The organism is Leptolyngbya sp. KIOST-1, from assembly GCF_000763385.1.
GTDB lineage: Bacteria > Cyanobacteriota > Cyanobacteriia > Phormidesmidales > Phormidesmidaceae > Nodosilinea.
The window spans coordinates 85,207-100,582 of sequence record NZ_JQFA01000004.1; the positions used below are offsets into that span (position 1 = coordinate 85,207).

Here is a 15,376-nt window from a genome sequence, read left to right on the forward strand (position 1 = left end):
AGGGTTTGCTAGTGTTAGTTATATATTTGTCCAGCCTAGCCCCTGGGATTTTGCGGCGGCAACCCTGCCTCCATCGGGCTCAGGTAAGCGTTCAGTCCCTCATTTGCACGCCGTTACCCATGCCAAGAACCCAACGCAACGACAACTTCATCGACAAATCCTTCACGGTCATGGCCGACATGATTTTGAAGATGATGCCCGCCAAAAAAAGCGAGAAGGAGGCCTTTGCCTACTACCGCGACGGCATGTCGGCCCAGGCCGACGGCGAGTACGCCGAGGCGATGGAAAACTACCGTGAGGCCCTGCTGCTAGAGGAAGAACCCTACGACAAGAGCTTCATTCTCTACAACATGGGGCTGATTCACGCCAGCAACGGCGAGCACGACATTGCCCTGGAGAAATACAAAGAGGCGCTCGATCTCAACCCCCGGCTCTGCCAGGCACTCAACAACATCGCGGTGATTTACCACTACAAGGGTGAACAGGCCGAGGCCGCTGGGGATACCGACACCGCCGAAAACCTGTTCGACGAGGCGGCTCGCTACTGGCTAGAGGCCATCACCATTGCCCCCAACAACTACATCGAGGCCCAAAACTGGATGAAGAACACGGGCCGCATGAAGAACGACATTTTCTTCTAACGCAGCGTCAAAGCTAAAATTTAAGGCTCTCGTAGGTTGGCTGAAGCGGAGCGTAACCCAACAACCGTCAGCCTTGTTGGGATTTGCTAGCGCGCCACCAACCCTACAAACCGCTCGGCAGTTAACTGCCCGTAGGATGGGCACTGCCCACCACCCTTGCCGCCCCACTGCCTGAATTACCCTGCCATGATTGATCTCGAACAAGTTCGCAAAGTAGCCCTGCTGGCCCGTCTCGAGCTAACTGCCGACGAGGAAGAGCAGTTCACCGGTCAGCTCAGCGGTATTCTTGACTACGTCGAGCAGCTCAAAGAGCTCAATACCGAGGATGTTGAGCCCACCACTCGCGCCATTGAGCTGAGCAACATTACCCGACCCGACAACCTCCAGCCTTTTCCAGAGCGGGGCGCTATTCTCGACTGTGCCCCCGATCGCGAAGACAACTTTTTCAAGGTGCCCAAGATTTTGAACGAGTAGAGCGGATTAGGGGCTGTCATCTGATTGGGACAGGGCAATCGCTGAGTTCCTGGCGGTTGCTTTTATTGAGCGTGGGGCTTTCCCAGGCCGCTATACCGTGAGGGCCTATGAAGCGTCGGCAGTTGGTCACATCGACAACCTGGGGTGTGGCAGCGGCAACCACCGCCAGCGTGGCCGCCTGCACAGGCTCACCCCCAGTGGTCGAGGAGCCCGTCAGGGACGATGATTTGCCTCAGATTGACTGGCCAATGGCCACCAGTTGGCCGGTCTCCCTGGCCCCCCTGCTGAGGGGAGCGGAGGTATTTGCCCAGCGGGTGAGTGCCCTCAGCGACGGCCGCTTTACGATTACCCCCCGCCCGGCTGGGGACCTGGCCCCGCCCCTGGAAGTGCTCGATGCGGTGTCCCAGGGGGTGGTGCCCTGTGGCCACACCGCCGCCGCCTACTATATGGACCGCAGCCCAGCGCTGGGGTTTGGCTGCGGCGTTCCCTTCGGGCTGACCCCCCAACAGCAAAATGCCTGGCTCTACGAAGGGAACGGGCTGAGTTCGCTACAGGCGGTTTACGCCCGCCGGTTTAATTTGATTCAGTTTCCGGCTGGGAATACTGGCACCCAGATGGGCGGGTGGTTTCGCCGCGAAATCAATTCCGTCAGCGATTTGGCCGGGCTGAAAATGCGCATTGCGGGTCTGGGGGGCCAGGTGATGGGGGAACTGGGGGTCGCGGTGCAGCCCCTGCCGGGGGAGGAGATCGTTCAGGCGCTGCAAACCGGGGAAATTGACGCCGCCCAGTGGGTTGGCCCCTTCGACGACGAAAAGCTGGGCCTCCACCGGGTTGCCGAGTACTACTACCACCCCGGCTGGTGGGAGCCGAGCAGCACCTTGGAAGTACAGATCAACCTCGACGAGTGGAACGCGCTGCCCCCGGTTTACCAGGCAATGGTGCAGGCGGCGGCCTGCGAAGCCAACCTACAGATGCTGTCTCGCTACGAGGCCCTGAATTCAGCGGCCCTGGAACGGCTGTTGGCCAGGGGCACCCAGCTGCGGCGGTTTAGCGATGAGATTATGACGGCGGCTCAGGAGGTGACCTTTGACCTGTACCAGGAGTTTGCCGCCAGCGATGCTGACTTCAAAACGATCTACGACAACTGGCAGGGGTTCCGCGATCGCATCTACGCCTGGAACCAGCTCAGCCAGCACAGCTTTGAGAGCTTTGCCTACGCCAACCTGCGATCGGTCGTGTAGTACGGGTTGTCAGAGATAGGGCAACCATTGCTGAGGGTTTCAGGTGCTGGGTTTCAGGTTTCAGGAACAGTTGGCTGACTTCTGCCGCAGGGGACTAGTGGGTCGTTTGGGTCAGGCGTGGCAAAGCTTGATATATCGAGCTTTTGACCACAATTGATGACACGTCCTAGTACCGCTACAACGCCAGGGCTTGCCTATCGTAGTTAAGCGGGTCGATGGTGTTCGTGCCAGTGGCGGGCGATGTCGATGCGGCGGCAGATCCAGACGCGATCGCGCCCCTGCACGTGGTCCAGAAATTTGGCCAGCGCTGCCGTTCGCCCCGGTCGCCCCGCCAGGCGACAGTGCAGGCCGATGCTCATCATTTTGGGGCACTCGTCGCCTTCGGCGTAGAGGGTGTCAAAGGCGTCACGCAGGTAGGCGAAAAACTGATCCCCCGAGTTGAAACCGGCGTAGGTGGCAAAGCGCATGTCGTTGTTGTCGAGGGTGTAGGGGATCACCAGATGGGGTTTGCCGTACTCGGTGCTCCAGTAGGGCAGGTCGTCGGCGTAGCTGTCGGCATCGTAGAGAAAGCCCCCCTCCTCTACCACCAGGGCCCGAGTGTTGGGGCTGTTGCGGCCCTGGTAAAAGCCTAGCGGACGGCTCCCCGCCACCTGAGTATGAATCTCCACCGCCTTGCGAATGTGTTCGCGCTCGGCCTCCAGGCCAAAATACTGGTAGTCAATCCAGCGGTAGCCGTGGCTGGCGATTTCCCAGTCGGCTTCGGTCATGACCGCCACCGCTTCGGGGTTGCGGGCCATCGCCATCGCCACCGCGTACACCGTCAGGGGCAGACCCCGCCGGGTAAACAGCCGATGCAAGCGCCAAAATCCGGCCCGGCTGCCGTACTCGTACATCGACTCCATATTCATATTGCGCACCCCGGCCAGGGCCGCCGCCCCCACACTTTCCGACAAAAACGCCTCGGAGGCAGGGTCGCCGTGGAGAATGCAGTTTTCGCCACCCTCTTCGTAGTTGATCACAAACTGCACCGCAATTTTGGCGTCGCCGGGCCACTGGGGGTGGGGCGGCGTGCGGCCATAGCCAATCAGATCGCGGGGGTAGGAGGGGGAAACTGCCATAGGAGGGGATAGCGTAAGCGTTTGCAGGCCAATAAGGCTGGATTTTACGGGCAAAACGCGTTTCGGTCTAGGGTCGGGGGTGCCCCCGCGATCGCACGGATCCTTCCCAGGGCCGTTAATGGCCGTTTTCCAAAAAAACTGGCCTGAGGTAGTCAAATAGTCCATTCCCCCCTCGTTTATGATCTACAGATGGGCTAAGGTCGAGGAGTGGCTAGGGGCCAATCGGCGATGACCTGGGTAGCAAGGCGACGGTGTCCCCTCAAACCTTGTATTCTGTAGACTCGGCCCGTGCTGCTAGGGACCTGCTGGGCTGACATTGTATTCATCCCCCTTAACCACCCCAGCCTGGTGGTACTGGAGCTACGACCTTGTTGAACGGCCTTGTTGAACGGAAGGAGTAAACCCATGTCAGATGTTGCGCTCTTGCCGAACCGAATGCAGGCTGCCCCCGTTCTGGACCTGGACGCTGTCAACCGGGAGTGGGGCGAGGCCGATGCCGCCAGCCTGGTCCAGTGGGGCCATGACACCTTTGGCGACGGGCTGGTGTTGAGCACTAGCTTTGGCATTCAGTCGGCGGTGATGCTGCATCTGGTGACCCAGGTGGTGCCCAACATTCCGGTGATCTGGGTAGACACGGGCTATCTGCCGGTGGAGACCTACCGCTTTGCCGACGAGCTGGCGGTTCGTCTCGATCTCAATCTCAAGGTCTATCAGTCGCACCTCAGCCCAGCCCGGATGGAGGCGCTCTACGGTCGCCTGTGGGAGCAGCAGGATGTCGATGCCCTCAACCGCTACGACAAAATTCGCAAGGTAGAGCCCATGCAGCGGGCGCTCAGTGAGCTAAACGCCACCGCCTGGCTGACAGGGCTGCGCTCCGACCAGACCGACCACCGCAAGTCCCTGGGGCGCGTGGGTCAGCAGGGCGGGCGCTACAAGCTGCTGCCAATTCTAAAGTGGACCTCAAAGGATGTCTACGAGTACCTGGTGGCCAATGACTTGCCCTACCATCCGCTGTTTGACAAAGGCTACGTGAGCGTGGGCGACTGGCACTCCAGTCGCCCCATCACCGCCGCCGATGCCAACGAGCGCGACACCCGGTTCAAAGGGCTAAAGCAGGAGTGCGGGCTGCACCTGCCCCAGTCCCCCGAGGAGGCGGCCAGCCTCGACTCCAGTTCCCTGTAGCCGCCCCTGCTCAGCCCTGGTCTTCTACTGCCGTGGAAATCTCAAAGTTGGCCTGTTTGGCGATCAGCTCCAGGAACTTGGCGGTGCTGCGATCGGGTTCGTAGATGCCGTTTTCCCACTCGCTGATGGTTTGGCGGCGAACGCCCATCTGCTCGGCAAACTGCATCTGGGTCAGGCTCAGGTGCTTGCGCAGGGCGCGAATGGCGTCCTGCTGCCAGATAATTTTGCCGTCCTGGGTCACGCTGGTGGGCTGAGCGTCAGCCCGGCGGAAGGTGACGGTTTTGCTGGCGATGTCGATGGCCTGGACGTGATAGCCAGCCCCTACCCAGGCACTGGCCTGCTGGGCGGCAGGGGTGGCGCGGTTGTGCCACCAGGTTTTGCGATCGCGGGCTGAAGCAGGCAGACCAATGCCCAGCAGACCTTCTATTTCTGCAAAAGTCAGAGCTACTTCAGTTTTTTGGGATTGTTTGAGATGGTCGTATAGGGGATAGTACTTAGTGCCAGATTTCATGTAGGACCGTGACGAATCAGGAGTAAAGCTATCTAGCTTTCTATCATGCCGCAAAACCTGGCTACCGCCATCTGAGCGGTGCTGTTTGAGCTATTCAACTGATTCTGGTTATTAATTGTTAGCGATCGCTAGCGATCGACTGAGCCCATTACCACATCAATACTGCCGAGAATAACAAAAATATCCGCCACCTTTTGCCCCTTGATCAGGTGGGGTAGTAGCTGCAAATTGTTAAAGTCGGCGGGCCGAATTTTCCAGCGCCAGGGCATGGGACTGTCGTTGCCAATGAGGAAAATACCCAGTTCGCCCCGCCCCGATTCCACTCGCACGTAGTGCTCTCCCGCCGGAATTTTGAAGGTAGGCGCGATTTTTTTGGCGATGAACTGGTAATCAAAACCATCCCACTGGGACTTTGGTCCTTCGGCCAGGCGGCGGGCCTCCAGATTTTCCCAGGCCCCGCCCGGCAGCCCACTGAGAGCCTGCTGAATGATGCCCAGCGACTGGCGCATTTCCTCCAGCCGCACCCGGTAGCGGGCCAGACAATCCCCCTCGGGCTGCCACGCCACCTGCCAGTCAAAGTCGTCGTAGCACTCGTAGTGATCGACCTTGCGCAGATCCCACTGGACCCCTGAGGCCCGCAGCATAGGGCCTGAGCAACCCCAGGCAATGGCTTCGTTGCGAGGCAGTACCCCCAGCCCTTCGCAGCGGCGGCGAAACACTGGATTGTCGGTGACCAGGCGCTCGTACTCGTCGAGTTTGGGGGCCAGGTAGTCAACGAAGTCCCGGCATTTTTCGACCCAGCCGTAGGGCAGGTCGGCGGCCACTCCCCCCACCCGAAAGTAGTTGTGGTTGACCATGCGGTAGCCGCTGACGGCTTCAAACAGGTCCAGAATCGGCTCGCGATCGCGCAGGCTGTAGAAAAATAGCGTCTGTGCCCCCATATCCATCACAAATGGCCCCACCCACAGCAGGTGGTTGACCAGCCGGGTCAGCTCCAGCAAAATCACCCGAATGTAGCTGGCCCGGCGGGGTACCACGATATCGGCCAGCTTTTCCACCGCATTGACCGTGACCGCCTCATTGAACAGGCCACCGTAGTAGTCCCAGCGGCTGGTGTAGGGAATGAACATGGTGGCGGTGCGGCTTTCGGCGATTTTCTCCATGCCCCGGTGCAGGTAGCCGATGACCGGTTCGCAGTCGACCACATCTTCGCCGTCGAGGGTGACCATGATCCGAAAGCAGCCGTGCATGGAGGGATGGTGGGGACCAAAATTGATCACCATCGGGTCGGTGCGGGTTTCTAGCTGTACCACAGGACAATCTCCAGATCAGAGGGCATGGTTCCAGTGTGGGTGCCTTCCCCTGGTCTGTCTTGCAGGTTCTGACGCTAAATTGCACAAACGTCCGATCCGGCTGCCCCGATCGCGAACCTCTCTGGCCCTGGCTCTAGCCGCCATCGCCCTAGCGATCGCGATCGCCTAATCTCCGCTTCACAATTCGACGGTCAAACTCAGGTATTTCTTAAAGTTATGACCGAGTTATTACCGAACTTTAGATTTGCCCGGATTTTGCCTTCTCTTTGAGGGAACTATAACTACAACTTAAATATTTCTGTTAATCGGCCATGAAAACCTCTACAGTTCTAGTGCCCCCCACCCTTGCCCAAGCACCCGTTGCCAGCAGGCTGCCGGTGGATAACCCTTGGATGCTGTCGTCTGGGGGGTTGCTGGTACTGCTGCTGGGCCTGGGGGTTTACTCTCACTTGCAAACCCGCCGTCTGGTGAAACAGCTTAAGTTTGAAACTTACAAAAACCAGGAGCTGCAAAAAAAAGTCAAGCTGGCGCTCAAAACCATCAGCAAGATGGAGCAAAACCCAGACCTAATTCACTCGCGGGAATTCAACCTTGACTACCTGCGGATGCGGATGGATGAGGAGCACTTCCATACGTCGATTGTGAACCAGCTCAAGGTGAAGGTGAAGCAAAAGATTAGCGTCGCGCTGCGGCCGCGTCAGGCTGAGGAAGGCATGATCGGCATTGCCAGCAAGCCCAGGGTGGTCGACGAAATTTTTGATGTGGAGTACGCCCCTCAAGATAGCCCCCTGGCCAAGAAGCGGGTGCTGTTCCGCATTCAAATTCGGCTGGCCAAGCTGCCCACCCAGGCAACCTCGTCGACCATCGCTCAACTGGTCGACTGCATCGAAAACTTCATGAGCCCCGATGCCGAGGAAACCCACTGGCAGCCCACGATCCAGGGCCGGATTGCCAACATGCACTGGGACCAAAAAGCCAAGCCCACCCCCCTGCTGGTGATTGAACAGTCCAGCGAAGGGGTGAATGTTACCCTGCGCAGCCGCAACACCCTGCCCGCCAGCACCAGCTCTACGACTGGGGCCAAACCCGCCCGGCAAAGGAAACCGGCGTAGCGGTTGGTGACACCAACGCTTAGACGGCGGCCGTAGCCATCGCGGCAACATCTGCCGTTGGGGTTGGGGCCAGTCGCGCTTCGGCCATATCGGCAAAAATGGCGTCGAGCAGCTGTTCGCGCAGGTCGGGAATGACCGCCAGTGCCCGGGTCCAGTCGGGAATTTGGGTACCGGTAGGGTCCTCCAGGTACTGCTCCCCCGCCTCTAAAATGACCTGTTCGAAGGTTTCGATGGTCATTTCCTCCTGGTGGCGATCGTAGTCCAGACCGTTGAAGCGGGCATCGACAAAGTATTGACGGGCCAGGTTTTGGGCTTCGCGGCGGTACTTGATCCGCAGAGCCCGAATGTGGTCGTGGCCAATCACCACCTGCTCGGTTTCGGTCAGGGTTCTAAACACTGAGTGCAATATGTCGCGACACATTTTTTGCAGCCCCGAACTGGCAGAGGTGCCCATGGTCTGATGCTTGTGCTCAAAGATACCCAGGTCGATCTGGGCAATCCGCTTGAGGGCGACGTTGCGGTAGACCTCGGCCAGCAGCCCGACTTCCAGCCCCCAATTGCCGGGAATGCGGGTATTCAGGGCCAGGTCGCTGGAGAGGGCAAACTCGCCGGAGAGGGGATAGCGGTAGGCGTCGAGGTAGCGCAGGTAGTCGCTGTAGCCAAATAACTCCATCAGCGAGGTGATCAGCGGCGTGACAAACAGCCGGGTGACGCGACCGTGCAGGCTGCGGGGGTTGTCGCCAATGCGGGCGTAGTAGGCCTTGCTAAAGGCAATGCCAAACTCCTGCTCCAGCAGGGGATAGAGCAGTTTGAGCGGGTAGGAGCGATCGTAGGTGACAATGTCGGCATCGTGGAGGGCGATCGCGGCGGCGTGCAGCGAGGCCACCCCCAGCCCCAGCCACACCGCCCGTCCTTTGCCCTTGAACCGGAGCAGATCCAGCCCTTTGTCCTTGAGGGTTTGTAGGATGGCTGTAATGCCGGGGCCGTTTTCCCACAGCACAAAGGTGGGCTGGGGCAGCGGCTCAAAAAACTGCACCGCATGCTGGTACTGCTCGAAGGTGTCCGCGTAGAGACAGACGATGACGTTGTTGACAAAGGGACAGTGGCTGAGATGGTCGCGAATGGTGGCCAGGGCCGGGCGCTGTAGCTCTTCGTACAGCGATGGAATCAGCACGGCGGTGGGGTGGGTTTGGCTGAGCTCGATCAGGCGTTGCTCTAGGCGATCGGGCTGATAACTCAAATCGTGGATAGTTGTGATCAACTCTTGTTTGTAGTCCATACCCCGGTGTCCCTAACGGATAAATCTCATCATAGGGACAAGTGGCGATCGCAAGCTGTCTGAATCAATACCCGATATCCCCCACTCACTCCAGGGTGAATGGGGGCAGCGGTGATGGGTCAAGCCCTGGGTTAGAGGAGGCGATCGCCTGAAGGGCAGAACTTCACTGGCGGTCGATCGCTACAGGCCTCTACCCAGAATACGGAGTTTTGCCCGGAAGGGGGGCTGCGGGTTGAAGACGGCTAGCTAGAAGATAATCAGGGCGGCTAAACCGCCCGCCAGCACGCCATAGCAACAGGCCAGCAGCGCTTTAAAGGAGCCTCGGTACTTGTAGCGCCACAGCATCGAGGCCAGGGTGGAGGAGTAGAGCAGCTCTTCGATCGGGAAGTAGGGGGTTTCAAGACTGATGTCGATGCCGATCACCAGCATGGTCCAGAAGAGAAAGATGATAAAGCTATTGATAATGGGAGCGCGGCTTTCTCGGGCTGGAACTTGAAGGCGGGCAATAAAACCCAGGTAAATTAAAACAATAAAGGGAAAAAGTGCGGCGGCAATGGCGCGAGCACCAATGTTAAAGGAATCACCAAAGGACAGAGCAATACTAGAAAACAGTTGATACAGTAAAAAGCCAACCGCCAGAAACAGGACAAAAAAGCTCAGGATCCCCTTCGAGCCCTTGGTCCAATCGCCGGAAATTTGCCGTTGCCGAGATTGCATAGGTAGACGTCCCAAACGTTTGATTATCTAATTCATTGAGGTTGTGCGGGTGGCTGTTGTGCGGGTGGCTTCTTTGGCTGTAGGTCCAGGTTCACAGCTTTTTTCGATCGCTTCGATCGCACAAATAGGCCAGTTTGGATGAATTGATCTAATTTAATCTGATTAACCTACAGGATTGAACTAAACCGTAGCAGCCTGGGTAGCCCAATCGCCTGACCAGTTAGATAGATTTTTAGATGTTGGAAATGGATAGTGTGGCGACGTCCGTGCCCAGATGTTCTGCTAACCGCTCACGGCAAAACCAACGTCCGTTTACAGCTAGCCCCAGCATTGCAGTCTAAAAATACGCCAAAGGGTAGACGATACTCGGGTGAAGACCTGTCATTTTGACAGATAAACTCTAAATGAAAATTTTCGTCCCTTAGCCAAGTCGAAGTGCATTGAGGTACATAGATTGAAGTCAAAAATCTTGTCGCCTTTGCCAGGCAGGTCTGGTGCGGACGGGCTTGTATGGGTTATCAGGAGGTCTGACGATTACTGCTGAACTGTTGCGTACCCCGGCCACCCTGCAGCCAACGATCGCTGAGCTACTGCGGCTGGCCACTCCCCTGGCCGAGGAATTTGCGGCCCAAGCCGCCGCCCTCGATCGCTCCGGGGCCTTTCCGGCGGCGGGGTTTCGACGGCTGGCGGCGGCGGGCTTTGTAGTGGCTCCCCTGCGCTCGGGTCTGGGGGGCTGCGGCCTGGGCATTGAGGCCAGTAGCACCGAGGCGCTGCTGCGGTTGCTGAAGCACATTGGCCGAGGCAACCTGGCGATTGGGCGCGTGTACGAGGGCCACGTGAACGCCCTACAGCTGATTCAAACCTTTGGCACCGCCGCCCAAATTGAGCGCTACGGGCGCGAGGTCCGCGAGCAGCATCTGCTGTTTGGGGTTTGGAATGCCGAGGAGGGTGAGGGCGTGACCATTGTGCCCCTGGGGTCGGGGCGCTATCGGCTGGAGGGGGCAAAAACCTTCTGTTCCGGGAGTGGCTATGTGCAGCGCCCCTTTGTCAACGGCAAACTGCCCGATGGATCGTGGCAGATGTGCATTGTGCCCATGGATGCGGTTCAGACCGACTGCGATCGCGACTGGTGGCAGCCCCTGGGCATGCGCGCCACCACCAGCTTCAAAATTGACTTTACCGGCGTCGAGCTGGGGGCAGAGGATCTGATTGGTCAGCCGGGGGACTACCTGCGGCAGCCCTGGCTCTCGGCTGGGGTGGTGCGGTTTGCGGCGGTACAGCTGGGCGGGGCCGAGGCGCTGTTCGACCTCACGCGCCAGTACCTGCAGGGGGAGCACCGCACCGAACACCCCTATCAGCAGGAGCGCCTGGGTCAAATGGCGATCGCCCTGGAGAGCGGCAATCTCTGGCTGCGGGGGGCGGCCGAACGGCTGGCCAGCTACGCCCCCCAGTTTGGCGGTGACCCCCACACGGCCCACAGCCACTGCGATCGCCTGGTGGCCTATGCCAATATGACCCGCACCACGGTTGAGCAAATCTGTATCGAGGTTATGCAGCTCTGTCAGCGGTCGGTGGGCGCTCGGGGGCTGCTACCGCCCCATCCCATGGAGCGGGTGATTCGCGATCTCACCCTGTACCTGCGCCAGCCGGCCTACGATGCCGCGATTGCGGGAGTGGGGGCCTTTGCCCTAGCCCAGACGGCTCCGGCCGATGAGCTATGGCAGGTCTAGGGCCGCAGGTAGAAGATCCGTCGCCATTTGCCGCCGTGGCGGACCTGCCGCTGCAATCGCTAGCGACGATCGAGGCCCCCGTGCTCGTGGTGGCCCCCCATCCCGACGACGAAACGCTGGGCTGTGGGGGGGCGATTGCCCAGCTGCGATCGCAGGGCTGTGCCGTCCGGGTGCTGGTGGTCAGCGATGGGGCTAACTCTCACCCGCGATCGCGGCTATATCCGCCGTCCCGGCTGCGGGCCCTGCGCCAGGCCGAAACCCTAACCGCCCTGGCCGGGCTGGGGGTAGAGGCCACCGAGGTCACCTTTTTGGGCCTGCCCGATGGCTCCGTACCCCATCTGGTGGGGGCGCCGCCTCGTCGTCATTCTGCGGCGGCCCCGCTGGCCCTGGCCCAGTGCCAGCACTACCTCGGCCTGAGCGCTCCCCAAACCATTTTTTTGCCTTACCAGTTTGACCCCCACCGCGATCACCGCGCCACCTGGCAGCTGATACGGGGTGCCGCCGCCGCTCTGCCCCAGCCGCCCCGCATGATTGAATACCCAATCTGGGACTGGGACCCGCAGCAGCGGCAGCCCCTGGGCAGTGGCTACCGGGCCTGGCGTCTCGACATTTCTGCTCAGCTAGGGCTGAAGCAGAGAGCCATTCACTGCTATCGATCCCAGACCACCGCCTTGATCCCCGACGACCCGACTGGCTTTCGGCTTACCCCCGAGCTAATCGCCCCCTTTCTCAACCCCTGGGAAGTGTTTCTGGAGCTAGACCCATGAGCGATCAATCCCTGGCGGCAGACTTTTTTGACCGGCTCTACCAGGCGGACCCCGATCCCTGGGGGTTTGAAACCAGCCCCTACGAAGCCGCCAAATACGCCGCCACTCTTGCCGCCTTACCCCACCAGCGCTATCGGTCAGCGTTTGAGATTGGTGGTTCGATCGGTGTCCTCACCGAGCGGCTGGCCCACCGCTGCGACGCGCTGCTGTCGGTGGATATTTCCGCCGTGGCCCAGGCCCGAGCCCGGCAGCGCTGTCAGCATTTGCCCCTGGTCGGCCTGGAGCTGATGAGCGTACCCCAGCAGTACCCCGATCGCCACTTCGACCTGGTGCTGCTCTCGGAGGTGGGCTACTACTGGTGCTGGGCCGACCTGTACCTGGCCCAGACCAAAATCTATGCCTCGCTCCTGCCCGGCGGCCATTTGCTGCTGGTGCACTGGCTGCACGAGGCCCCCAGCTATCCCCTCCGCGGCGACGACGTCCACGATGCCTTTCAGAGGTTTGCGGCCTCGCGGTTGATTCACCGCGTCGGCCAGCGCACCGCCGACTACCGCCTAGACCTCTACGAGCGACCGTAGCCCGCGACGCTGTTGCCACTGGTGCAGACACAGGCGCAGATCGGCGATCGCCACCTCGATTGGCACCTGGGCCCATCGCTGCTGCCACAGGCCTGCGGCCTGCTGGCGCTGCTCCACCCGCAGCAGCAATTCGCCCACCGTTGCTGACTCCTTGACCGCCTGACACAGATCGCCCAGGGGCACCGCCCACTGGCTGGCCAGCCGCACCAGGCGGGAGGGGGCCAGAAAACCGGGGGAGGACGGGCTTTCCACCGTCTGTCGCCAGTAGCGGCGCAGCTGCCGGCGGGCCAGCAGCTGCGCCTCAATCTCTGCCGCCGACGCAACGAAAAATGCCTGTCGCCGCTGCCCCAGAGCCTGAAACTGACTGAGGCGATCGGCCAACCCCAGGGCGGCCCGCCCCTGGGGCCGGGCTGAGGTCGTCACCCGCATGAGGTAGCTGTGACGCACCCTGGCCCCAGCAGCGATCAGAGATTGGTAGAACGCTACGTCTTCGCCCGTTTGCACCGGGGGTAATCCTCCGGCCTGGGCATACATCTGCTGGGTAACCGCGAAGTTGGCCCCAAAAAACTGGTAGTGGCGGGGAGAGCGATCGAAGGGGTCAGGGTCGAGGTAATCCTCCAGCCGCTTGATCAAGTAGCGATACCCCACGAAGCGCAGGTAGGATGCCCTGGTGGCTTTGTCCAGCGCCGATCGCTCGGCCTGGTGAATGACCGTGCGGCCACCTACGGCGTCGGCCCCCTGCTCAATTTCCTGCAAAATAGCGGCCACCCAGCGGCGATCGACCTGGCTATCGCCATCGGTAGAGGCAATGATGCCCCGACTGCAGCTCAACCGCTGCAGCCGCCAGTAGGCTTCATCCATTAGCAGCTGGCGCACCCGCCCAATGCAGGCGTCTGCCTGGGGCAGCGATCGCTCGACCACGTGAATCGGCACCTGGGGATGCTGGCGAGCAACCCGCCGGGCGATCGCCGCCGACGCATCGGTGCAATTGTTGGCCAGGACGATCACCTCGTAGCAGCCAGATACCAGGGGGGTATTCTCAAAATCAGTCTGGTCAACCAGGGCCAGCAGAGATTTGAGCAAAATCTCGGCCTCATTGCGTACCGGCACAATCACCGACACCCGAGTTTGAGGCAGCGGTAGCTGAGCAATTCCCAGGGGGGACGATCGCCGGCCGTCCTCCAGTTCAGCCATAGAAGAGCTGGAAATTGCCGCCAAGCAATCACCTTGCATAGTAATCCTTTTAGGGAAGAAAAATAGGCAAAGCCGGATTGGCAGAAACGCCCTTTCGCCTGCTCTTTACCATAGGCTCTGGCCCTAGCCCCACAAATCACTCTTCTGATAGAACTCAATCCCCGGGGGCCCAACGAAGGCCGGAAGGGATAATTTTGGTGGCGTTGCTGAATGCAGGTATGATATGCCCCCCAATTCTGAGGGAGTCGAGATCTCAAAGTCCCCCAGAACTGGGGGACTTAAGGGGGCAATGAAAGGACGTCAAGTTTACAGATGCATTACTCAATTGAGCAACGCCGTTTTGGTAAACACCTTCGTGCCTAGGCTCCGACGACGACACCACCGTTGGGGTGCAGCACCTGACCCGCCATATAAGATGCATCTTCAGAGGCTAAAAAGACAAAGCTAGGCGCAACTTCCTTGGGTTGACCAGGGCGTTTCATCGGCACCTGCTGGCCAAAGTTCGACACATCGTCGCCTTCAAACGCATCGGGAATAAAGGGTGTCCAAATTGGTCCGGGGGCTACCCCGTTAACGCGAATGCCCTTCTCCAGCATGGGTGCGGCGAGGGAACGGGTAAAGGCCAAAATGGCCCCTTTGGTGGTGGAATAGCTCAGCAGACTGGCATTGCCCTTGTAGGCATTGATCGACGTGGTGTTGATGATGGCGCTACCTGGCTGCATGTGGGGGGTTGCAGCCTTGGCAAAGTAGAACATCGAAAAGATATTGGTGGCAAATACATCGCCCAGGCGAGCCGCATCAATTTCCTCTAGGCTGGGCTCCTGGTACTGCACTGCCGCATTGTTGACCAAAATATCGAGTTTGCCAAACTCCTGAACCGTTTTCTGCACGGCTTGATGGCAAAACTGCTCGTTGCGAATGTCTCCCGGAATCAGCAGACAGCGCCGTCTGTAATCCTCCACCGCCTGCTTGGTTTCCTCAGCATCTCCGTGCTCGTCGAGGTAGACAATGGCGACATCGGCCCCCTCTTTCGCGTAGTACACCGCCACCGAGCGACCAATGCCGCTATCGCCCCCCGTAATCAGTGCCACCTTGTCTTGAAGTTTGCCGCTGCCCTTGTAGTTGGGATCGTCGTACTGCGGTCTGGGGGCCATGTCTGATTCCAGCGCCGGGGTGCGCTCCTGGGTTTGGGCTGGAATTTGGTCGGGGGTAATGGGCATGGGTTATCTCCGTAGAAAATTGTGGTTAAGGAAGTTGTAATAACAGACCCTTTGAGTTCAAACGCTGGCCAAGCTAGCCAGTCAAAAGGAGGCAAGGGCTGAAGCGCTGGTTCAGGTGTCTTTTTCCCGCAAGCAATCACAAGAAATTTGGATAGAAAACCTGGAAAGTCCTACCCAAATGCCTCTGTACTCTCTAGCTGGGTCTCAGATAAAATCTGCCCTCAATGTAACGAGTGTAAATACATCGGTTATCTTTCCTTAGGGTGAACCCCCAGTTCTGGACTGGCCCCGCTGGAACC

General features: G+C 59.5%; 15 protein-coding genes. 8 read left to right on the forward strand and 7 right to left on the reverse strand.

Annotated features, from left to right (window positions below):
* The first annotated feature begins 119 nt into the window (after window positions 1-119).
* The 3 genes from NF78_RS17490 to NF78_RS17500 all read left to right on the forward strand — a co-directional run bounded on the left by NF78_RS17490 (window position 120) and on the right by NF78_RS17500 (window position 2,356).
* Window positions 120-641: a photosystem I assembly protein Ycf3 gene (locus NF78_RS17490; RefSeq protein ID WP_035990366.1), complete on the forward strand. Its 522-nt coding sequence runs from the start codon at window positions 120-122 to the stop codon at window positions 639-641.
* Window positions 642-827: 186 nt separating this feature from the next.
* Complete coding sequence (gene gatC, locus NF78_RS17495) at window positions 828-1,115, forward strand: Asp-tRNA(Asn)/Glu-tRNA(Gln) amidotransferase subunit GatC (protein ID WP_035990368.1); 288 nt, start codon at window positions 828-830, stop codon at window positions 1,113-1,115.
* A 107-nt stretch (window positions 1,116-1,222) separates the two neighbouring features.
* Window positions 1,223-2,356, forward strand: a complete 1,134-nt coding sequence (locus NF78_RS17500) for a TRAP transporter substrate-binding protein (protein ID WP_035990370.1) — start codon at window positions 1,223-1,225, stop codon at window positions 2,354-2,356.
* Window positions 2,357-2,559: 203 nt separating this feature from the next.
* On the opposite strand, the gene puuE is transcribed toward NF78_RS17500, so the two are convergent.
* Complete coding sequence (puuE, locus tag NF78_RS17505; RefSeq protein ID WP_035990371.1) at window positions 2,560-3,474, reverse strand: allantoinase PuuE; 915 nt, start codon at window positions 3,472-3,474, stop codon at window positions 2,560-2,562.
* Between the two features lie 405 nt (window positions 3,475-3,879).
* On the opposite strand from puuE, the gene NF78_RS17510 reads away from it, so the two are divergent.
* The gene (locus tag NF78_RS17510; protein ID WP_035990373.1) at window positions 3,880-4,656 is read left to right on the forward strand and encodes a phosphoadenylyl-sulfate reductase; all 777 of its coding nucleotides are present in this window, start codon (window positions 3,880-3,882) and stop codon (window positions 4,654-4,656) included.
* Window positions 4,657-4,666: 10 nt separating this feature from the next.
* On the opposite strand, the gene NF78_RS17515 is transcribed toward NF78_RS17510, so the two are convergent.
* Window positions 4,667-5,167 carry a helix-turn-helix domain-containing protein gene (locus NF78_RS17515; RefSeq protein ID WP_035990375.1) on the reverse strand — a complete coding sequence of 167 codons (501 nt, stop codon included), beginning with the start codon at window positions 5,165-5,167 and terminating at the stop codon, window positions 4,667-4,669.
* 128 nt (window positions 5,168-5,295) lie between these two features.
* Entirely contained in the window at window positions 5,296-6,480 is a 1,185-nt protein-coding gene (locus NF78_RS17520; protein ID WP_035990377.1) for an NAD(P)H-quinone oxidoreductase subunit H, read from the reverse strand.
* A 311-nt stretch (window positions 6,481-6,791) separates the two neighbouring features.
* On the opposite strand from NF78_RS17520, the gene NF78_RS17525 reads away from it, so the two are divergent.
* Window positions 6,792-7,592 carry a hypothetical protein gene (locus tag NF78_RS17525; RefSeq protein WP_081972743.1) on the forward strand — a complete coding sequence of 267 codons (801 nt, stop codon included), beginning with the start codon at window positions 6,792-6,794 and terminating at the stop codon, window positions 7,590-7,592.
* 19 nt (window positions 7,593-7,611) lie between these two features.
* Here the strand turns inward: NF78_RS17525 and NF78_RS17530 are convergent, their stop codons facing one another.
* Together NF78_RS17530 and NF78_RS17535 are read right to left on the reverse strand one after the other, a co-directional pair.
* Entirely contained in the window at window positions 7,612-8,871 is a 1,260-nt protein-coding gene (locus tag NF78_RS17530) for a glucosyl-3-phosphoglycerate synthase (protein ID WP_035990379.1), read from the reverse strand.
* 246 nt (window positions 8,872-9,117) lie between these two features.
* On the reverse strand, window positions 9,118-9,588 hold the full coding sequence (locus NF78_RS17535) for a hypothetical protein (RefSeq protein ID WP_035990381.1): 471 nt from the start codon (window positions 9,586-9,588) through the stop codon (window positions 9,118-9,120).
* A 548-nt stretch (window positions 9,589-10,136) separates the two neighbouring features.
* On the opposite strand from NF78_RS17535, the gene NF78_RS17540 reads away from it, so the two are divergent.
* Genes NF78_RS17540 through NF78_RS17550 form a run of 3 tightly spaced genes read left to right on the forward strand, consistent with a single transcriptional unit; the run spans window position 10,137 to window position 12,663 of the window.
* Window positions 10,137-11,318 (forward strand): acyl-CoA dehydrogenase family protein, encoded by a 1,182-nt coding sequence (locus NF78_RS17540; protein WP_156119861.1) that lies wholly within the window; start codon window positions 10,137-10,139, stop codon window positions 11,316-11,318.
* On the forward strand, window positions 11,306-12,085 hold the full coding sequence (locus NF78_RS17545) for a PIG-L deacetylase family protein (RefSeq protein WP_052050697.1): 780 nt from the start codon (window positions 11,306-11,308) through the stop codon (window positions 12,083-12,085). The genes NF78_RS17540 and NF78_RS17545 overlap by 13 nt, the downstream gene beginning before the upstream one ends.
* On the forward strand, window positions 12,082-12,663 hold the full coding sequence (locus tag NF78_RS17550; RefSeq protein WP_035990383.1) for an SAM-dependent methyltransferase: 582 nt from the start codon (window positions 12,082-12,084) through the stop codon (window positions 12,661-12,663). The genes NF78_RS17545 and NF78_RS17550 overlap by 4 nt, the downstream gene beginning before the upstream one ends.
* Here the strand turns inward: NF78_RS17550 and NF78_RS17555 are convergent.
* Window positions 12,640-13,857 (reverse strand): glycosyltransferase family 2 protein, encoded by a 1,218-nt coding sequence (locus tag NF78_RS17555; protein ID WP_197064916.1) that lies wholly within the window; start codon window positions 13,855-13,857, stop codon window positions 12,640-12,642. The genes NF78_RS17550 and NF78_RS17555 overlap by 24 nt on opposite strands.
* A 359-nt stretch (window positions 13,858-14,216) precedes the next feature.
* Window positions 14,217-15,077: an SDR family oxidoreductase gene (locus NF78_RS17560; RefSeq protein ID WP_035990386.1), complete on the reverse strand. Its 861-nt coding sequence runs from the start codon at window positions 15,075-15,077 to the stop codon at window positions 14,217-14,219.
* Window positions 15,078-15,376: the final 299 nt, after the last annotated feature.